Source organism: Mycoplasmopsis pulmonis (genome assembly GCF_900660575.1).
In the GTDB taxonomy this organism is placed as follows: Bacteria; Bacillota_I; Bacilli_A; order Mycoplasmatales; family Metamycoplasmataceae; genus Mycoplasmopsis_B; species Mycoplasmopsis_B pulmonis.
In genome coordinates this window covers 676,095-690,868 of record NZ_LR215008.1, presented here as the reverse complement: position 1 = coordinate 690,868, position 14,774 = coordinate 676,095, and the positions used below count along the sequence as shown (strand labels likewise).

Here is a 14,774-nt window from a genome sequence, read left to right as displayed (position 1 = left end):
AAAAACTTATTATTCAAAATTGATTTAAAGTAGATTAAATGACTAAAAAAGCTTAGAAAATTTAAGTTAAATTTTTTACAAAAAAATAAAAATCAAAGATTACTTTATTAACTTTTTTCATTTGAAATTATTAAGCTTGAATAAATCGAAAAATCAACGAATAAAAATAATCATGATTTATAAAAAAGTTAGACTAAAAACTTTATATTTATTTTCTAAATTTAATTTATCTTTTTTAATAGTTGTTGTTAATTTATAAAGCTATAAAACTATGATTTAAAATTAGGCTTAGTTACAATTTTCTTTTTATTTACTTTATATTATTTAATAGTAAATATAAAAATAAGATGACGGAAAAATTTGACTATGTTAAAAAGATAGACTCAAAAAATTAAGCAAATTAATAATCTTATTTTGATAGAAAGTTGTCTTTCAAAAACTCTATAAAAATTTAGAATACTTTGTTACTTTCATAACTAAAGATGAGTCAAAAAAAGTATTGGTTGAAAAAGCTCTATTTTTAGAACAAAAAAGTAAAGGCAATTTTAATAAAAGGTTTAAATATCTTTTTACTTTTTTTGCTAAAAAATATTTAGAACAAAATCACAAAATTTTTTAGCAAAATTTAAAATAATTTTTTTTATAAACAATTAATTTTGTTCTTTTTTTATTACTTTCAAAGCCTTTGAAAGTTTTAGTTTTTGTTGATGAAAAAACTATGAAAAAATAAAATTGAAATTCATATTTTATTTCCATAAAAATAAGAGGATCTTTTTTTACTAGAAATATTTTGTCAATAAATAAAAATTATTAATTTTGATATATTTTGAGAATATTTACATAAAATATTGATTATAAATATTTTGAATATGTATTAGGATCAAATATGGAAAATATTTCTTTGTATAAAAACTATCTAGAAAAAAAGATTTCAAAGCTTTCTTTATTAAGCGAGTCTTCTGATTTACCAAACCAAAGAATAGTTAAAAAATTAAAGAACTTAACTGAAAAAAAAGAAAAATTAGAAGTCAAAGAAAATGAAAAAAATAATCTTTTTCAATCAACTAAAGATATTTTTTATGGAAATAGAATTATTTTTAGAATTTCTTTTTCAGCAATTACTTTTTCACTTGTTTTGATTTTTACATTTTTTTCAAAATACATGAAAATTTTTGGTTTTTTAGAAATTGACATTTCAGTAATTTTCATTTTTGCAACTTATACAATTTCTGGATATCGTCTTGCTCTTTTAAACTTGATCTTAAAATTTTTAATAGCCCCCAGCTTTTTAAGTGGCTATACTGATATTTCCTTGCTTGGTAATTTTATTAATATGTTAACCAATTGAATGTTTTTAAATTTTTATATCTTATTTAAATTCATTTTTATTTTATTTAAAACAAAGTCTCATTTAAAAAAAATTAAATTTACTTTAAACAAGTTTTATTACATTAATTACTACTATGAACTGAAAAAAATTGAAATTCTTGCTATTTTAGTTTTTACAACAATATTTTTAGCCCTTTTCATTTCAACTTTAAATACATTTTTGTTTAATTTGCTTTACTTTAAACTTTTTAGAGTCATCAAAAGTGTTAGCTTAGTTGAAATTGTTGAAAAATATGATGGAATTAAGTCTTTCTTTTTCTTTATAAATAATTATTTTGCAGGAAGTTATAGTTTATACATTGCTTTTAACTTAATTAATTTTTCAATAACTTCTTCTGTTTTGGTTGTATTTTTATCATATATTTATAAATCAAGAAATGCTTAATTTAAACTTTGAAATTGGATCAACTATCCAATTTTATTTTTTAGCTTTTTTTAAAAAAAGCATTAATATTACTAAGCAATTAAATTTTTAGCAAAAACTTGAATAGTAAATTTATGATGAGCTTTTGAGTAATTTTAAGAAATTTTTTGTCTTTGAAAAGGCCAAAAAAATTCCTTATTTTTTATTAAAAAAATTCTTAAAAAAAAGCAATGGATTTTTTTAAGTTAGTATATAATTGATAAGAAACTTGACTTTGAGACATAAGGTTGCTGATACACCAAAATAAGTTGTTCGTGGTTATCAGGTTTTTATGAGGAGTCTAGTTCATTAAGAACAAAAGGAGACAACTATCTATGAAAAAAGAAAAACTAGCTATGAAATTTAAGAGCTTCGATCACAAATTAGTTGATGATGCTGTTAAAAAAGTGCTTATTTTAGCTTCAAAAGAAAAAATTGACTATAGTGGACCAATACCATTACCAACAAAAAGAGAAATTTTTACAATCTTAAGATCTGTTCACGTTAACAAAAAATCAAGAGAGCAATTCGAAAGAAGAACATATAAAAGATTTATTGTTTTCAATAATCCAGGTCCAAAATTTGTCGAAATTTTAAAAAGAACAGAAATGCCAGCTGGTGTTGAAGTTGAATTTAAAGTTAAGTAGTCATTATTAATTAATAAAACTGCTAAGACAAAATTTAATGAATTTTTAAGTCTTATTATTAATTTAAGAGCTTAAAAATTCCTATTAAAATTAACTATTTATTATTAAGGAGAAAACTATGAAAGGAATTTTAGGACGAAAAGTTGGTATGACCCAAATTTTCAGTGACAATGGAATTGTTATTCCAGTTACTCTAATTGAAGTTAAACCAAATATTGTTTCTAATGTTTTAACCGATGAAAAAAACGGTTACAAAGCGATCCAATTAAGTCTTGAAGACAAGAAAAAATCAAGACAAAGAAAGCCTGAAATCGGGCATTTTGCAAAAGCAAACACTACACCAAAAAGATTTGTAAAAGAAATTAGAGATATGCAAGGTTTTGAACTAGGATCAAACGTTGATGTATCTATATTTACTCCAGGAGAATTTGTTGATGTAACTGGTATTTCAAAAGGTAAAGGATTTGCCGGAACCATTAAAAGACATAATCAAAAAATAGGTCCAAAATCTCACGGTGGAGGTGGAGGAAGCAAACCTGTTAGACAAACTGGTTCTCTTGGAGATATTTCAGGAAACAAAGTTGTTAAAGGTATGACAATGCCAGGTCATCTTGGACATGAACAAGTTACAATTCAAAATCTAGAAGTTATTATGACTGATGTTAAAAATAATATTCTATTAGTTAAAGGAGCTGTTCCTGGACCTAAAAAAGGATTTGTTGTTATCAAAGAATGTGCAAAAAAAATTCCATCTAAAGAAGCTGTTAAACTTGTTGATTTGGAAATTGTTGCAAAGAAAAACCACTTATTTGAAATTTCTAAAAAATACAATATCAACTTAAAAAATGATATGTCAATTGAAGAAATGGAAAGCTTAATCGAAAAAGCTAAAGAAGAACAAGAAGGAAAAGGAGAATAGTCATGGTTGAAGTTAAAAAAACAACTAAAACTAAAAGCACAGAAGAAAAAGCTCCAAAAATAACAAAAGCTACTAAAGAAAAAACTTCTGATAAAACAGCTCTTAAAGCTAAAACTCCTAAAACAAAAGTAAGTGACAAAGCTGAAAGTACACCAAAAAAAGCTAGTGTTAAAACAAGTGCTAAAGCTGAAAAAATCAATGTTGAAAAAACTGAAAAAGTAGAAAAAGTAAATGTTGAAAAAGTTTCAATCAAAAGAGAAAGCTCAAGCAAGGATGTTCAAAAAGCTGACTTTAGCAATATTAAAGAATTAAATTCTAAAATATTTGAATTTGAAAAAAACTATGACCAAGCTATTTTTGATTGTATTTTGTCAGAAAGAGCTTCTAGAAGACAAGGTACTCATAAAGTAAAAAATAGAGCTGAAGTTTCAGGTACAGGTAAAAAACCTTGAAAACAAAAAGGTACAGGTAAAGCTAGAGCTGGTTCTCTAAGAAATCCTATTTTTGTAGGTGGTGGTAGAGCCTTTGGACCAAGTGTTAATAGAAATTATAAAATTTCAATCAACAAAAAAGTAAGATTAAACGCTCTAATGGCATCACTTTTTGCTCTTGCAAAATCAAATTCAGTTTTATTAAAAACATTTTCACTAGAAAAACCTTCTACTAAAGACTTAGTTGAAGAACTTAGAAAAATCAATGCAAGTAATTTAAAAAGAATATTACTAGTCAGTGATGATAAAAACATTTTCTTAAGTGCTAGAAACTTAAAAAATGTAAAAGTTACCAAAGTTACCTCATTAATGATTGAAGATCTAGTAGCAGCTGATTTATTGATTTTATCAAATGAAAATATTAAATATTTAGAAGGGTTGATTAAATAATGTTATTAAGTGAAGTTATTAAATATCCAATTCTAACTGAAAAAACTTATGGTTTAATGGAAAAAGGAATTTACACCTTTGCAGTTTCACCAAAAACTCATAAGATTGAAATTAAAAAAGCAGTTGAATTTATCTTCAATGTTAAAGTTGAAAAAGTAAGCATTATTAACATTGATAAAAAACCTAAAAGAGTAGGAAGATTCAATGGATTTACCAACTCTGTTAAAAAAGCCTATGTTTATTTGGCACAAGGAAATTCAATCAATCTATTTCCTCAAGATCCTAGCGTTGAGCAAGAGCTAAAAACTAAAGAAGTTGAAGCTGAAAGTGCTAAAACTAAAAAAGCTAGCGATGCTGAAAAAAGAGCAGCAGAAAAAATAGCTGCAAAAAATATTAAATCAACTAAAGCAAATACAAGTGCTTCAACTCCAAAAATTAGAGTTAGAAAAGTTGCAGATAAGTAAGTAAAAAACTTATTTAGAAAAAATGATTAAAAGACAAAACGCCAAACTATTTTTAATCAGAAAGGAAAACAATGGCAATTAGAAAATTAAACCCTACTACCAACGGTACTAGAAATATGTCTATTCTTGACTATAAGACAAATTTAACTGGCCATGCTCCTGAAAAATCATTGATGAAAATCTTAAAGAAAAATTCAGGGCGAAACAACCGTGGTGTAATTACAACTAGACACAAAGGTGGAAGAGAAAAAAGATTTTACCGTTTAGTTGACTTCAAAAGAAATAAAGACAACATTGAAGCAATTGTAAAAACAATTGAATATGATCCAAATAGATCAGCAAACATTTCTTTAGTTACTTATTTAGATGGAGAAAAAAGATATATTTTATCTCCTAAAGGAATCAAAGTCGGACAAAGAATTGTCTCAGGAGAAAATGTTGATATTATTGTGGGAAATAGCCTTGAACTAGCTAACATTCCTGAAGGAACAAACATTCACAACATTGAGCTTCAACCAAAAGGTGGAGGAATTCTAGCAAGATCAGCTGGTTCATATGCTCAAATTTTAGGTAAAGAAGAATCAGGAAAATATGTTTTGATAAGACTTAAATCAGGAGAGGTTAGAAAAGTTTTTGCAAAATGTAGAGCTACAATTGGAATCGTTGGAAATGAAGAGCACTCACTAGTTAACATTGGTAAAGCTGGAAGAAATAGACACAAAGGTATAAGACCAACAGTTAGAGGATCAGTTATGAACCCAATTGACCACCCACATGGTGGAGGAGAAGGTAAACAACCAATTGGTCGTAAAGCTCCTTTAACTCCTTGAGGTAAAAAAGCCTTGGGTGTTAAAACAAGAGATAACAAAAAATCATCTACTAAATTAATTATAAGAAGAAGAAAGGAAAGTAAATAATGGCTAGATCGTTAAAAAAAGGGCCTTTTGCAGATGAACATTTGCTTAAAAAAGTTGAAAAAGCAATTGAATCAAAAAGTAGAAAACCAATTAAAACATGGTCAAGAAGATCAACAATATTTCCAGATTTTGTTAATTTAACTTTCCAAGTTCATAATGGTAAAAATTTTATAGATGTTTTTGTAACTGATGACATGGTAGGTCACAAATTAGGTGAATTTGCACCTACAAGAACTTTTGGTGGTCATGGTGAAGATAAAAGGAAGAAAAAATAATGGAAGTAAGAGCACTATTAAAAACAGTTAGAGTAAGTTCAAAAAAAGCTTCATTAGTGGCAAATTTATTTAGACACCAATCAACTGCAAATGCTATTTCAATTTTAAAAAACACTAATAAAAAATCAGCGCCAATTTTTCTAAAAATTTTAAACTCAGCTATTTCAAATGCTGTTAACAATCATGGACTTGATGCTTCAAAACTTTATGTTTCAAATGTTATGGTTAATGAAGGACCAACTCTAAAAAGATTTCAACCTCACTCACAAGGTAGAGCAACTAGAATTTTAAAAAGAACATCACATTTATCAGTAATGGTAAGCGAAAGATAGGAGAAATTAATGGGACAAAAAGTCAATCCAAATGGTTTTAGATACGGAATTACAAAGCAACACAATGCTATTTGATATGCAGAGAAAAAAGACTTTAGTAAATTTTTATTAGAAGACCAAAAAATTCACCAGTTTTTTGAAAAACTAGTTAGACAATACTTAATTGGAAAAGTTGAAATTAAAAGAGATCAAAAAGGAAGAGTTTTCGTTGGAGTTCATAGTGCCAAAAGAGGTGCTATGTTAGGACAAGAAGGTAAAAACATCCAAACATTAACTGCATCTTTACAAAAATTTTTAAGACAAAAAAACAAAGACATCAAAATTGATGTAATTAACATTGACCAACCTGAATTAAATGCACGTTTGTTAGCTGAACAAATTGCAGTTGATTTGGAAAATCGTAAACCATTTAGAATTGCTCAAAAATTTGCAATTAGAAATTCTCTAAAAGCAGGGGCTAAAGGAATTAAAACTGCTGTATCAGGACGTTTAAATGGAGTTGATATGGCTAGAACAGAAGGTTACACTGAGGGTGAGATGAAACTTCATACCCTAAGACAAAAAGTTGACTATGCACAAGCTACTGCTAGAACTACTTATGGAGCAATTGGAATTAAAGTTTGAGTTTCACTAGGGGAAATTTTAGACGGAGGTAAACAATAATGCTTCAACCAAAAAGAACTAAACATAGAAAAATGTTTAGAATTAGACACGATAAAAAAGATGCCTTTAAAGGTAACAAAGTTTCTTTTGGTGAATATGGTCTTCAAGCTACAACAAGTGCATGAATTACAGCACGACAAATTGAATCAGCAAGGATTGCAGCTACAAGAAGAATGGGTCGTGAAGGACAAGTTATTATTAGAATCTTCCCTCACTTATCTAAAACATCAAAACCAATTGGAGTAAGAATGGGTTCAGGAAAAGGTTCTCCTGAAAAATGATATTCAGTAGTTAAAAGACAAACAATGATGTTTGAAGTTTCTGGAATAAAACCTGAAGTTGCCAAAGATGCTCTAAGATTAGCTGGACACAAATTACCTGTTAAATGAAGAATTGTTGAGGCCAGCCCTAAAGAAGAGGTAATTTAAGATGAAATTTAAAGATATAAATGTTAAACCAGTTGCTGAATTAGAACAAATGGTAAATGATCTAAAAGCTGAATTATTTACTTTAAGATTTCAAAACTCAACAGGACAATTAGATCAAACACACAAAATTAAAATGGTAAGACAAGACATTGCTAAAGTCTTAACAGCACTAAGTCAAAAAAATAGAGGAGCACAATAATGGAAAGAATCAATACAAGAAAAGCACTAGTTGGATCTGTTGTTTCTTCAGTTAATGACAAGACTATTATTGTTGCAGTTGATATTTATAAAAAACACCCAATTTACTCAAAAAGATTCAAAAAAACAAAGAGATTTGCAGCTCATGATGAACAAAACAAAGCTAAAATTGGTGACATTGTCAAAATTATTGAAACAAGACCAATTTCTAAGACCAAAAAATTTAGACTAGACAAAATTATTGAACTTGCAAAGGAAGGTAATTAGTATGTTACAAGAATTATCAGTTGCCAAAGTTGCAGATAACTCAGGGGCTAAAGAAGTTGGAATTATTAGAAACTTAGGTGGATCAGTTAAAAAAAGTTCAAATATTGGTGATGTTGTTGTTTGTTCTGTTAAAAAAGCTATTCCAAATGGAATTGTTAAAAAAGGTCAAGTAGTTAAAGCGGTAATTGTAAGAACAAAATATGGAATTAAAAGAGAAAATGGTCAACATGTTTCTTTTGATGACAACGCTGTGGTAATAATTAAAGAAGATAAAAGTCCAAGAGGAACAAGGGTTTTTGGTCCTGTTGCAAGAGAGTTAAGAGAAAAAGGATATTTAAAAATCGTTTCTTTAGCTCCTGAGGTGTTGTAGGAAGATAATTATGAAAACAAAATTAAGAAAAAATGATGAAGTTATTGTTATTGCCGGTTCATACAAAGGAACAAAAGGAACAATTTTAAAAGTTTTACCAAAACAGCAAAGAGTTCAAGTCAAAGGTGTAAATGTTGTAACCAAACATGTAAAACCTTCTCAATCTAATTCAGAGGGTTCAATTCAAAACTTTGAAGCTCCAATTCATATTTCAAATGTAGCTTATGTTCATAAAAGTGGACCAAAAGATAAAAGTGGAATTGCTAGCAAAATTTCTTATGAAAAAAGAAAAGACAAAAAAGTTAGAATTGCTAGAAAAACAGGAAAGGTAATTTAGTTGTGATTTTAAAAGAAAAATATTTAAAAGAAGTAAAGTCAAATTTACAAAAACAATTTAATTACTCTTCGTCTATGGAAATACCTAGAATTGAAAAAGTTATTTTGAATATGACAGCTGGAAAAGAAGTAACAAATGCTAAAGCAATTGAAGAAGTTATTAATGAGCTAACTTTAATTTCAGGACAAAAACCTTATCAAACTGTTGCTAAAAAATCTTTGGCTTCTTGAAAACTAAGAGAAGGAATGCCAATGGGTGGTAAAGTTACTCTAAGATCAAAAAACATGTGAATTTTCTTAAATAAACTAATCAACATTGCTATGCCAAGGATTAGAGATTTTAGAGGAGTTAGTCCAAAAGCTTTTGACGGTAGAGGAAACTACTCACTAGGAATAAAAGAGCAAATTATTTTCCCAGAAATTGAATTTGACAAAATTAGAAAAATTAAAGGTTTGGATGTAATTATTGTAACTTCAGCTAAAACCAACAAAGAAGCAAGAGCACTTTTAGAAGGTATTGGAATTCCATTTGCAAAGGTTGAAAAATAAAGGAAATATATGGCAAAAAAATCATTAAAAGTCAAAGCTGCTAGAGTAGCAAAATTCTCAACAAGAGCATATACAAGATGTCAACTATGTGGTCGTCCACATGCTGTTTTAAGAAAATTTGAAATCTGCCGTATATGTTTTAGAAAATTAGCCCATGAAGGAAAAATACCAGGTCTTAAGAAAGCGAGTTGATAGATTATGTCTATTATTACAGATCCAATAGCAGATATGTTAACTAGAATAAAAAACGCAACAAAAAGAAAACACAAAAGCGTTAACATACCTTTTTCAAATAAAAAATTAAAAATTGTTGAAATCATTAAAAAAGAAGGTTACATTAGTGGCTATGAAATTGTAGGTCAGGGAATTGAAAAGAAAATTTTAATTACTCTAAAATACAAAGGAAACACAAGTGCAATTTTTGATCTTAAGAGAATTTCAAAACCTGGTCTAAGAGTATATACAACAGCTTCAAACATTCCTTCAGTTTTATCAGGTTATGGTATTGCAATAATTTCAACTTCTAAGGGTATTTTGACAGATAAAGAAGCAAGAAAGGAAAATGTAGGTGGCGAGGTTATTGCCTACATTTGATAGAATATGTCTAGAGTCGGTAAAAGAATTATTCAAATTCCTAGTGGAACAGAAGTTAAAATTGATGGAAGTTTTTTTGAAGTTAAAGGTAAATTAGGTAGTCTTTCTAGATTGTTTTCTCCTTTTGTAAATATCAAACACGAAAACAATCAAATTAGTGTTGAAAGACTTAATGAACTTAAACCAACAAAACAACTTCATGGTACAACAAATGCTTTAATTGCAAATATGGTCAAAGGTGTTTCTGAAGGGTTCAAAAAAGAACTTAAAATTGAAGGGGTTGGATATAAAGCAACTCTTAAAGGTCAAAATTTAGAACTAGCAGCTGGTTATTCACATCCTGTAAGTCTTGTTATTCCTAAAGACTTAAAAGTTGAAGTTCCAAAGCCAGTTAATATTATAATATCTGGTATTGACAAACAAGTTGTAGGTGAATTTGCTGCCAAAGTTAGAGGAGTTAGACCTCCAAGTGTATATTCTGGTAAAGGTATTCAATATAAAGACGAGAAATTGAGAAGAAAAGAAGGGAAAAAAGCTTCTAAATAAGCATAAATTGTTATGGCAAAATTATCAAGAAATCAAGCTAGAAAAGCAAAAAATCTTAAAATTAGAACTAAAATCACTGGAACAGCTGAGCGTCCTAGACTATCAGTTTTTAGATCACATATGAACTTTTCTGCTCAATTAATAGATGATAGTAAAAGCATTACTATTGTAGGAATCACCACAGCTAAAAAAGGTTCAAAAGAATATCACGGAAACATCAAATCAGCTCATGAATTAGGTCTTAAATTTGCAAAAATGATTAAAGAAAAAAATGTTTCAAAAATCGTTTTTGACCGTTCTGGTTATCTATATCATGGTCGAGTTAAAGCTTTTGCAGAAGCATTGCGTTCAGAAGGGATTGAATTTTAATGGAAAAAGAGAAAAACAAAAAATTTGATAGCTCATCTTTTAAAAAAGAAGAAAAATCAAATTTAGCCTGAAAAAAAGAAGCTAAAGCAACTAAGGAAATTATCAAAAAAGATGATGAAATGGAAGTTGTAACTGAAGAGTCTCAAAGCAAAAATGAGGGCAATTTCAAAGCTAGAAGAAAAGTTAAAAAAGTTATTAGCAAGCCAAAAACTGAATTTAGCGAAAAAATTGTTGACATTGCTAGAGTTACAAAAGTTGTTAAAGGTGGAAGAAGATTCTCATTTTCAGCTTTTGTAGTTGTGGGAAACAAAAAAGGTAAAGTAGGTTATGGCCACGGTAAAGCAAACGAAGTTCCTGATGCAATCAAAAAAGCTATTAAAGATGCACAAAATCACTTAATTACAGTTCCAATCATTAATGAATCAACAGTTCCTCATGAAATGAGCGGAAAATTCTTATCTTCAAAAGTTATTATTAAATCAGCTCCTAAAGGAAAAGGAATCATTGCCTCAGGAGCTGTCAGAGCCGTTATGGAATTAGCTGGCTACACTGATATTTATGCAAAAAGTTATGGTTCAAGAACTAAAATGAACACTGTTAAAGCAACTGTAGAAACTCTTAAAAAAATGAGAACAGTTGAAGAAATTGCGGCTTTAAGAGGTCTTAAAGTCCAAGATATAATAAGTTAAAAAGGGGATAAAAATGGAATTACATTCATTGAAATCAACACCAGGCTCAAGAAAAGAAAAACACCGTAAAGGTAGAGGTCATGCAGCTGGTAAAGGTAAACAAGCTGGTAAAGGACAGTCTGGTCAAAGAAAAAGATCTAAAGTTAGATTAGGTTTTGAAGGTGGACAAAATCCTTGATTTAGAAGACTTCCAAAAAGAGGTTTTAAAAATATTAACCACATTGAATACCAACCCCTTTCACTTGAAGCTCTTGAAAAACACTTTTTGGAAAACGAAGTTGTAGATTTAGAAAAAATCTATGAAAAGCGCTTAGTTACTAAAAGAACTTTGCCTGTTAAATTATTGGCTAATGGAAAATTAACCAAAAAGTTAACTATCCATGTTCACTCTGCTAGCCAAAGTGCGATTCAAGCAGTTGAATCGCTTGGAGGAAAAGTAGAGGTATTATAAAAATGAAAAAAGGATTTGGAAAATATTTTGGATCCTTTTCTTTGTTTATTTCTGAAAAATTTTTGTCATTTAAACATAAGTGGACAGATTTTTGATCAACAAAGGAATTGGTTAGAAAATTAATTTTTACACTATTTTTAATTACCATCTTTATTGTAGCTGGAACAATTACAGCACCTTTTGTGAAAATTGTTAATGCCTCACAATTAAATCAATCAGCATTTTTTGGTATTTTAAACATAGTAGGTGGTGGAGGTCTAAGACAATTTTCAATTGTCTCATTAGGGATTAACCCCTTTATTACAGCCTCTTTGATTATGACAATTTTACAGTCTAAACTCTTTCCTCCAATTCAAAAAATGTCTCAATCAGGACCGCTTGGAAGAAAAAAAATTAATGTTATCACTAGGCTTTTAACTTTGGTTTTTGCCTTTCCTCAAGCCATTGTTTTAACTCAGACTCTCTCTCGAGAAAATGGATTTATCTCAATTGATCAAGAGTTCAAAACAATTGCCAACATTTATGTTTTACTTCCTCTTATCTTAGTGGCAGGTTCTCTTTTTACTCTATTTTTATCAGAGCAAATTACTGATAAAGGTATTGGAAATGGAACAAGTTTAATTATTTTTTCAGGAATATCTCTTAGTCTTCCTTCTCAATTTAGAGCGGCCTTTAATGTTTTGGTTGGAACTAATAAAACCACTCTTTTTACTGGTCTAATTCATTTTTTGTTGTATTTATTTGGTTATTTACTTTTAATTGTTATTATAGTTTTTGTTTATCTAGCTGAAAGAAGAATTCCAATTCAACAAACTGGAGCTGGTCTAAGTAAAAACATAAAAGAAATGGGATCTTTACCAATTAAGGTTAACCCAGCTGGAATAATGCCTGTCATTTTTTCAATGATTGTCATTTCCTTTCCACTTTTAATTGCTGGACTTTTAGATAGAAGCACTTCTTTAGTAAGGCTTTGAATTGAAAGACATCTAGCCTTTACCCACCCTATTGGATTTAGTTTATTAATAATTATTACTTTTATTTTCTCAATCTTTATGGGACTGCAACAATCTAAAATCGACAAAATTAGTGAAGATTTTAACAAAAGTGGTACTTTTATTCCAGGACTAAGACCAGGGGATCAAACTGAAAATTACTTAATTGATGTAGTTTTAAGACTCTCTACTTTCTCAGCTTTTTATCTTTCAATTTTAGTTTCAATTCAATATATAATGCAAATGGCCGGAATGCCAGCTGCCATTAGCTTTGGTGGAACTAGTATGATGATTTTAGTTTCTGTTTCTCTTGAGACAATTGATCAAATTAAAGCAAGACTAAAGGCAAACAAACTTTCAAACATGAAGAAAGTTACTCAAAAAGCTATTTCTAAAAAACAAGACAAGCTAGATAACTCAGGAGTTTTATGATAAAAAGATTTATAGTTTTTGGCCCTCCAGGAGTAGGTAAGGGAACTCTGGCTTCTCTAGTTTCTCAAAAATATGGCTTTGAGCACATTTCCACAGGAAATATTTTTAGATCACAAATAGCCTCTAATTCAGAGCTAGGAATAAAACTTAAAGAAATAGTTGAATCAGGGGGATATGTTCCTGATTCAATTACTAATGAAATTGTTAAAAAAACCTTAGCAGATCTCGAAAAAGAGCAAAAAAGTTACATCTTAGATGGCTATCCTAGAACGCTAAACCAAATTGAGTTTCTTTTTAGTTTAAATAAAGCTCAAGAATATAGTGTTTGATTTTTAGAAGCTCCTAGTGAAATTATTCTAAAAAGACTTAGTGGAAGAAGAATATGTCCTAGTTGTAATGCTCAATATCACATTTACTTTAAAAAATCAAAACTTGATACAAAATGTGAAATTGATCAAAGCGAGCTAATTCAAAGAAAAGATGATCAAGAATCTTCAATTATCAAACGACTTGAAATTTATGAAAAGCAAACTAATTCTTTAAAAAAATATTTCAAAGAACTTGGCATTCTAGTTGAAATTGACGCTTCCAAAGATAGAGAAGAAATTCTAAAAGAATTAGAACAAAAAGTGAGTTTATAATGGCTTTGGTTAAAACACAGCAAGAAATTGAACTAATCAAAAAATCTTGTCAAATCTTGGCAGAGGTTAAAAAAGTTATCTATGACCTTATAAGACCAGGGGTTTCTTTAAAAGAACTTGATTCAATTGCTTTTAAAGAAATTGTCAAAAGAGGAGCAAAACCAGCCTTTAAAGGTTATATGGGTTTTCCAGCTACAATATGTGCCTCTTTAAATGAAGAATTGATTCACGGCATTCCAAATGAAAGAGTGCTAAAAGAAGATGATTTAATTTCCATTGACATTGGAGTTATCTACAAGGGCTACTATTCTGATTCAGCCTTTAGCAAAAGCCTTTCACCAGAAAATGAAGAAAACGCTTTTTTAATTAATGTTGCCAAAGTTGCCTTCGAAAAAGGTATTAAAGCCATTAAAAAAGGAGCAACCATTGGTGATATTGGCTATGCTATAGGAAAATATTTAGACTCTCAAAAAGTCTTTACTCCTAGAGAATACTCAGGACATGGAATTGGCAGCGCTTTGCATGAGAGTCCCTATGTCTTTAATAGAGCTCCAAGAGGCTCTGGAATGAAAATTAGAAATAATATGGTTATTTGTATTGAACCGATGATTTTACAAAAATCTCCTCAAGTCTATACAAAAGAAGATAATTGAACAGTTGTTGCAAAATCAGGGTTAAAATCATCACACTATGAACATACTGTCTTGATTCAAGACTGAAAAGCAATTGTTTTAACAAAGGATATCTAATGTCAGATAAGTCAATAAAAATGCAAGCTAAAGTTTTAAAGATGTTTTCAACAAACAAATATGAACTTGAACTTCTTGAAAATAAAGTAATCATAAAAGGTCATATCTCTGGTAAAATGAGAATTCACAAAATTAGAATTTTGCCAGGAGACATAGTTGATGTGGAAATTTCCCCACATGATCTTTCTAATGGCCGCATTACATATAGACACAAATAAATCTTTTAATTAAGATAAAAACTAAAGAACTTTAAAAGTCCTTTAGCTATATGAA

Annotated in this window: 25 protein-coding genes; all 25 read left to right on the top strand. The window is 29.0% G+C overall.

Annotated features, from left to right (window positions below; genetic code table 4):
- Positions 1-886: 886 nt before the first annotated feature.
- The 25 genes from EXC36_RS02935 (at position 887) to infA (ending at position 14,719) form a co-directional block, all read left to right on the top strand.
- The gene (locus EXC36_RS02935; RefSeq protein WP_010925392.1) at positions 887-1,774 is read left to right on the top strand and encodes an MPN527 family putative ECF transporter permease subunit; all 888 of its coding nucleotides are present in this window, start codon (positions 887-889) and stop codon (positions 1,772-1,774) included.
- 353 nt (positions 1,775-2,127) lie between these two features.
- Positions 2,128-2,439, top strand: coding sequence for a 30S ribosomal protein S10 (rpsJ, locus tag EXC36_RS02930; protein ID WP_010925391.1), 312 nt, complete (start codon positions 2,128-2,130; stop codon positions 2,437-2,439).
- 118 nt (positions 2,440-2,557) lie between these two features.
- Positions 2,558-3,358 (top strand): 50S ribosomal protein L3, encoded by an 801-nt coding sequence (gene rplC / locus EXC36_RS02925; RefSeq protein WP_010925390.1) that lies wholly within the window; start codon positions 2,558-2,560, stop codon positions 3,356-3,358.
- A gap of 2 nt (positions 3,359-3,360) precedes the next feature.
- On the top strand, positions 3,361-4,239 hold the full coding sequence (rplD, locus tag EXC36_RS02920; RefSeq protein WP_010925388.1) for a 50S ribosomal protein L4: 879 nt from the start codon (positions 3,361-3,363) through the stop codon (positions 4,237-4,239).
- Complete coding sequence (rplW, locus tag EXC36_RS02915; RefSeq protein ID WP_010925387.1) at positions 4,239-4,703, top strand: 50S ribosomal protein L23; 465 nt, start codon at positions 4,239-4,241, stop codon at positions 4,701-4,703. Before rplD ends, rplW begins: the two co-directional genes overlap by 1 nt.
- 71 nt (positions 4,704-4,774) lie before the next feature.
- Positions 4,775-5,620: a 50S ribosomal protein L2 gene (rplB, locus tag EXC36_RS02910; protein ID WP_010925386.1), complete on the top strand. Its 846-nt coding sequence runs from the start codon at positions 4,775-4,777 to the stop codon at positions 5,618-5,620.
- Entirely contained in the window at positions 5,620-5,895 is a 276-nt protein-coding gene (gene rpsS / locus EXC36_RS02905; protein ID WP_010925385.1) for a 30S ribosomal protein S19, read from the top strand. The genes rplB and rpsS overlap by 1 nt, the downstream gene beginning before the upstream one ends.
- On the top strand, positions 5,895-6,227 hold the full coding sequence (rplV, locus tag EXC36_RS02900; RefSeq protein WP_010925384.1) for a 50S ribosomal protein L22: 333 nt from the start codon (positions 5,895-5,897) through the stop codon (positions 6,225-6,227). Before rpsS ends, rplV begins: the two co-directional genes overlap by 1 nt.
- Positions 6,228-6,236: 9 nt before the next feature.
- On the top strand, positions 6,237-6,890 hold the full coding sequence (gene rpsC / locus EXC36_RS02895) for a 30S ribosomal protein S3 (RefSeq protein WP_010925382.1): 654 nt from the start codon (positions 6,237-6,239) through the stop codon (positions 6,888-6,890).
- Positions 6,890-7,318, top strand: a complete 429-nt coding sequence (rplP, locus tag EXC36_RS02890) for a 50S ribosomal protein L16 (RefSeq protein WP_010925381.1) — start codon at positions 6,890-6,892, stop codon at positions 7,316-7,318. The genes rpsC and rplP overlap by 1 nt, the downstream gene beginning before the upstream one ends.
- A 1-nt stretch (position 7,319) precedes the next feature.
- Entirely contained in the window at positions 7,320-7,517 is a 198-nt protein-coding gene (rpmC, locus tag EXC36_RS02885; RefSeq protein ID WP_010925380.1) for a 50S ribosomal protein L29, read from the top strand.
- On the top strand, positions 7,517-7,783 hold the full coding sequence (rpsQ, locus tag EXC36_RS02880) for a 30S ribosomal protein S17 (protein ID WP_010925379.1): 267 nt from the start codon (positions 7,517-7,519) through the stop codon (positions 7,781-7,783). Before rpmC ends, rpsQ begins: the two co-directional genes overlap by 1 nt.
- 1 nt (position 7,784) lies before the next feature.
- Positions 7,785-8,153 (top strand): 50S ribosomal protein L14, encoded by a 369-nt coding sequence (gene rplN, locus EXC36_RS02875; RefSeq protein ID WP_129690369.1) that lies wholly within the window; start codon positions 7,785-7,787, stop codon positions 8,151-8,153.
- A 10-nt stretch (positions 8,154-8,163) separates the two neighbouring features.
- Positions 8,164-8,490, top strand: a complete 327-nt coding sequence (gene rplX, locus EXC36_RS02870; RefSeq protein ID WP_010925377.1) for a 50S ribosomal protein L24 — start codon at positions 8,164-8,166, stop codon at positions 8,488-8,490.
- A gap of 2 nt (positions 8,491-8,492) precedes the next feature.
- Positions 8,493-9,038: a 50S ribosomal protein L5 gene (gene rplE, locus EXC36_RS02865; RefSeq protein ID WP_010925376.1), complete on the top strand. Its 546-nt coding sequence runs from the start codon at positions 8,493-8,495 to the stop codon at positions 9,036-9,038.
- 9 nt (positions 9,039-9,047) lie between these two features.
- Complete coding sequence (locus EXC36_RS02860) at positions 9,048-9,233, top strand: type Z 30S ribosomal protein S14 (protein ID WP_010925375.1); 186 nt, start codon at positions 9,048-9,050, stop codon at positions 9,231-9,233.
- Between the two features lie 3 nt (positions 9,234-9,236).
- Entirely contained in the window at positions 9,237-9,635 is a 399-nt protein-coding gene (gene rpsH, locus EXC36_RS02855) for a 30S ribosomal protein S8 (protein ID WP_010925374.1), read from the top strand.
- A 3-nt stretch (positions 9,636-9,638) separates the two neighbouring features.
- A complete protein-coding gene (gene rplF / locus EXC36_RS02850) occupies positions 9,639-10,178 on the top strand; it encodes a 50S ribosomal protein L6 (protein ID WP_010925373.1) in 540 nt (179 codons plus the stop codon).
- A 12-nt stretch (positions 10,179-10,190) separates the two neighbouring features.
- Complete coding sequence (gene rplR / locus EXC36_RS02845; protein WP_010925372.1) at positions 10,191-10,547, top strand: 50S ribosomal protein L18; 357 nt, start codon at positions 10,191-10,193, stop codon at positions 10,545-10,547.
- Entirely contained in the window at positions 10,547-11,236 is a 690-nt protein-coding gene (rpsE, locus tag EXC36_RS02840) for a 30S ribosomal protein S5 (protein ID WP_010925371.1), read from the top strand. Before rplR ends, rpsE begins: the two co-directional genes overlap by 1 nt.
- 13 nt (positions 11,237-11,249) lie before the next feature.
- Positions 11,250-11,687, top strand: a complete 438-nt coding sequence (gene rplO / locus EXC36_RS02835; RefSeq protein ID WP_010925370.1) for a 50S ribosomal protein L15 — start codon at positions 11,250-11,252, stop codon at positions 11,685-11,687.
- 2 nt (positions 11,688-11,689) lie between these two features.
- Positions 11,690-13,114, top strand: coding sequence for a preprotein translocase subunit SecY (gene secY, locus EXC36_RS02830; RefSeq protein ID WP_010925369.1), 1,425 nt, complete (start codon positions 11,690-11,692; stop codon positions 13,112-13,114).
- Positions 13,108-13,752: an adenylate kinase family protein gene (locus tag EXC36_RS02825; RefSeq protein ID WP_010925368.1), complete on the top strand. Its 645-nt coding sequence runs from the start codon at positions 13,108-13,110 to the stop codon at positions 13,750-13,752. Before secY ends, EXC36_RS02825 begins: the two co-directional genes overlap by 7 nt.
- On the top strand, positions 13,752-14,501 hold the full coding sequence (gene map / locus EXC36_RS02820) for a type I methionyl aminopeptidase (RefSeq protein ID WP_129690367.1): 750 nt from the start codon (positions 13,752-13,754) through the stop codon (positions 14,499-14,501). The genes EXC36_RS02825 and map overlap by 1 nt, the downstream gene beginning before the upstream one ends.
- Positions 14,501-14,719 (top strand): translation initiation factor IF-1, encoded by a 219-nt coding sequence (infA, locus tag EXC36_RS02815; RefSeq protein ID WP_129690365.1) that lies wholly within the window; start codon positions 14,501-14,503, stop codon positions 14,717-14,719. The genes map and infA overlap by 1 nt, the downstream gene beginning before the upstream one ends.
- The last annotated feature ends 55 nt before the right edge of the window (positions 14,720-14,774 follow it).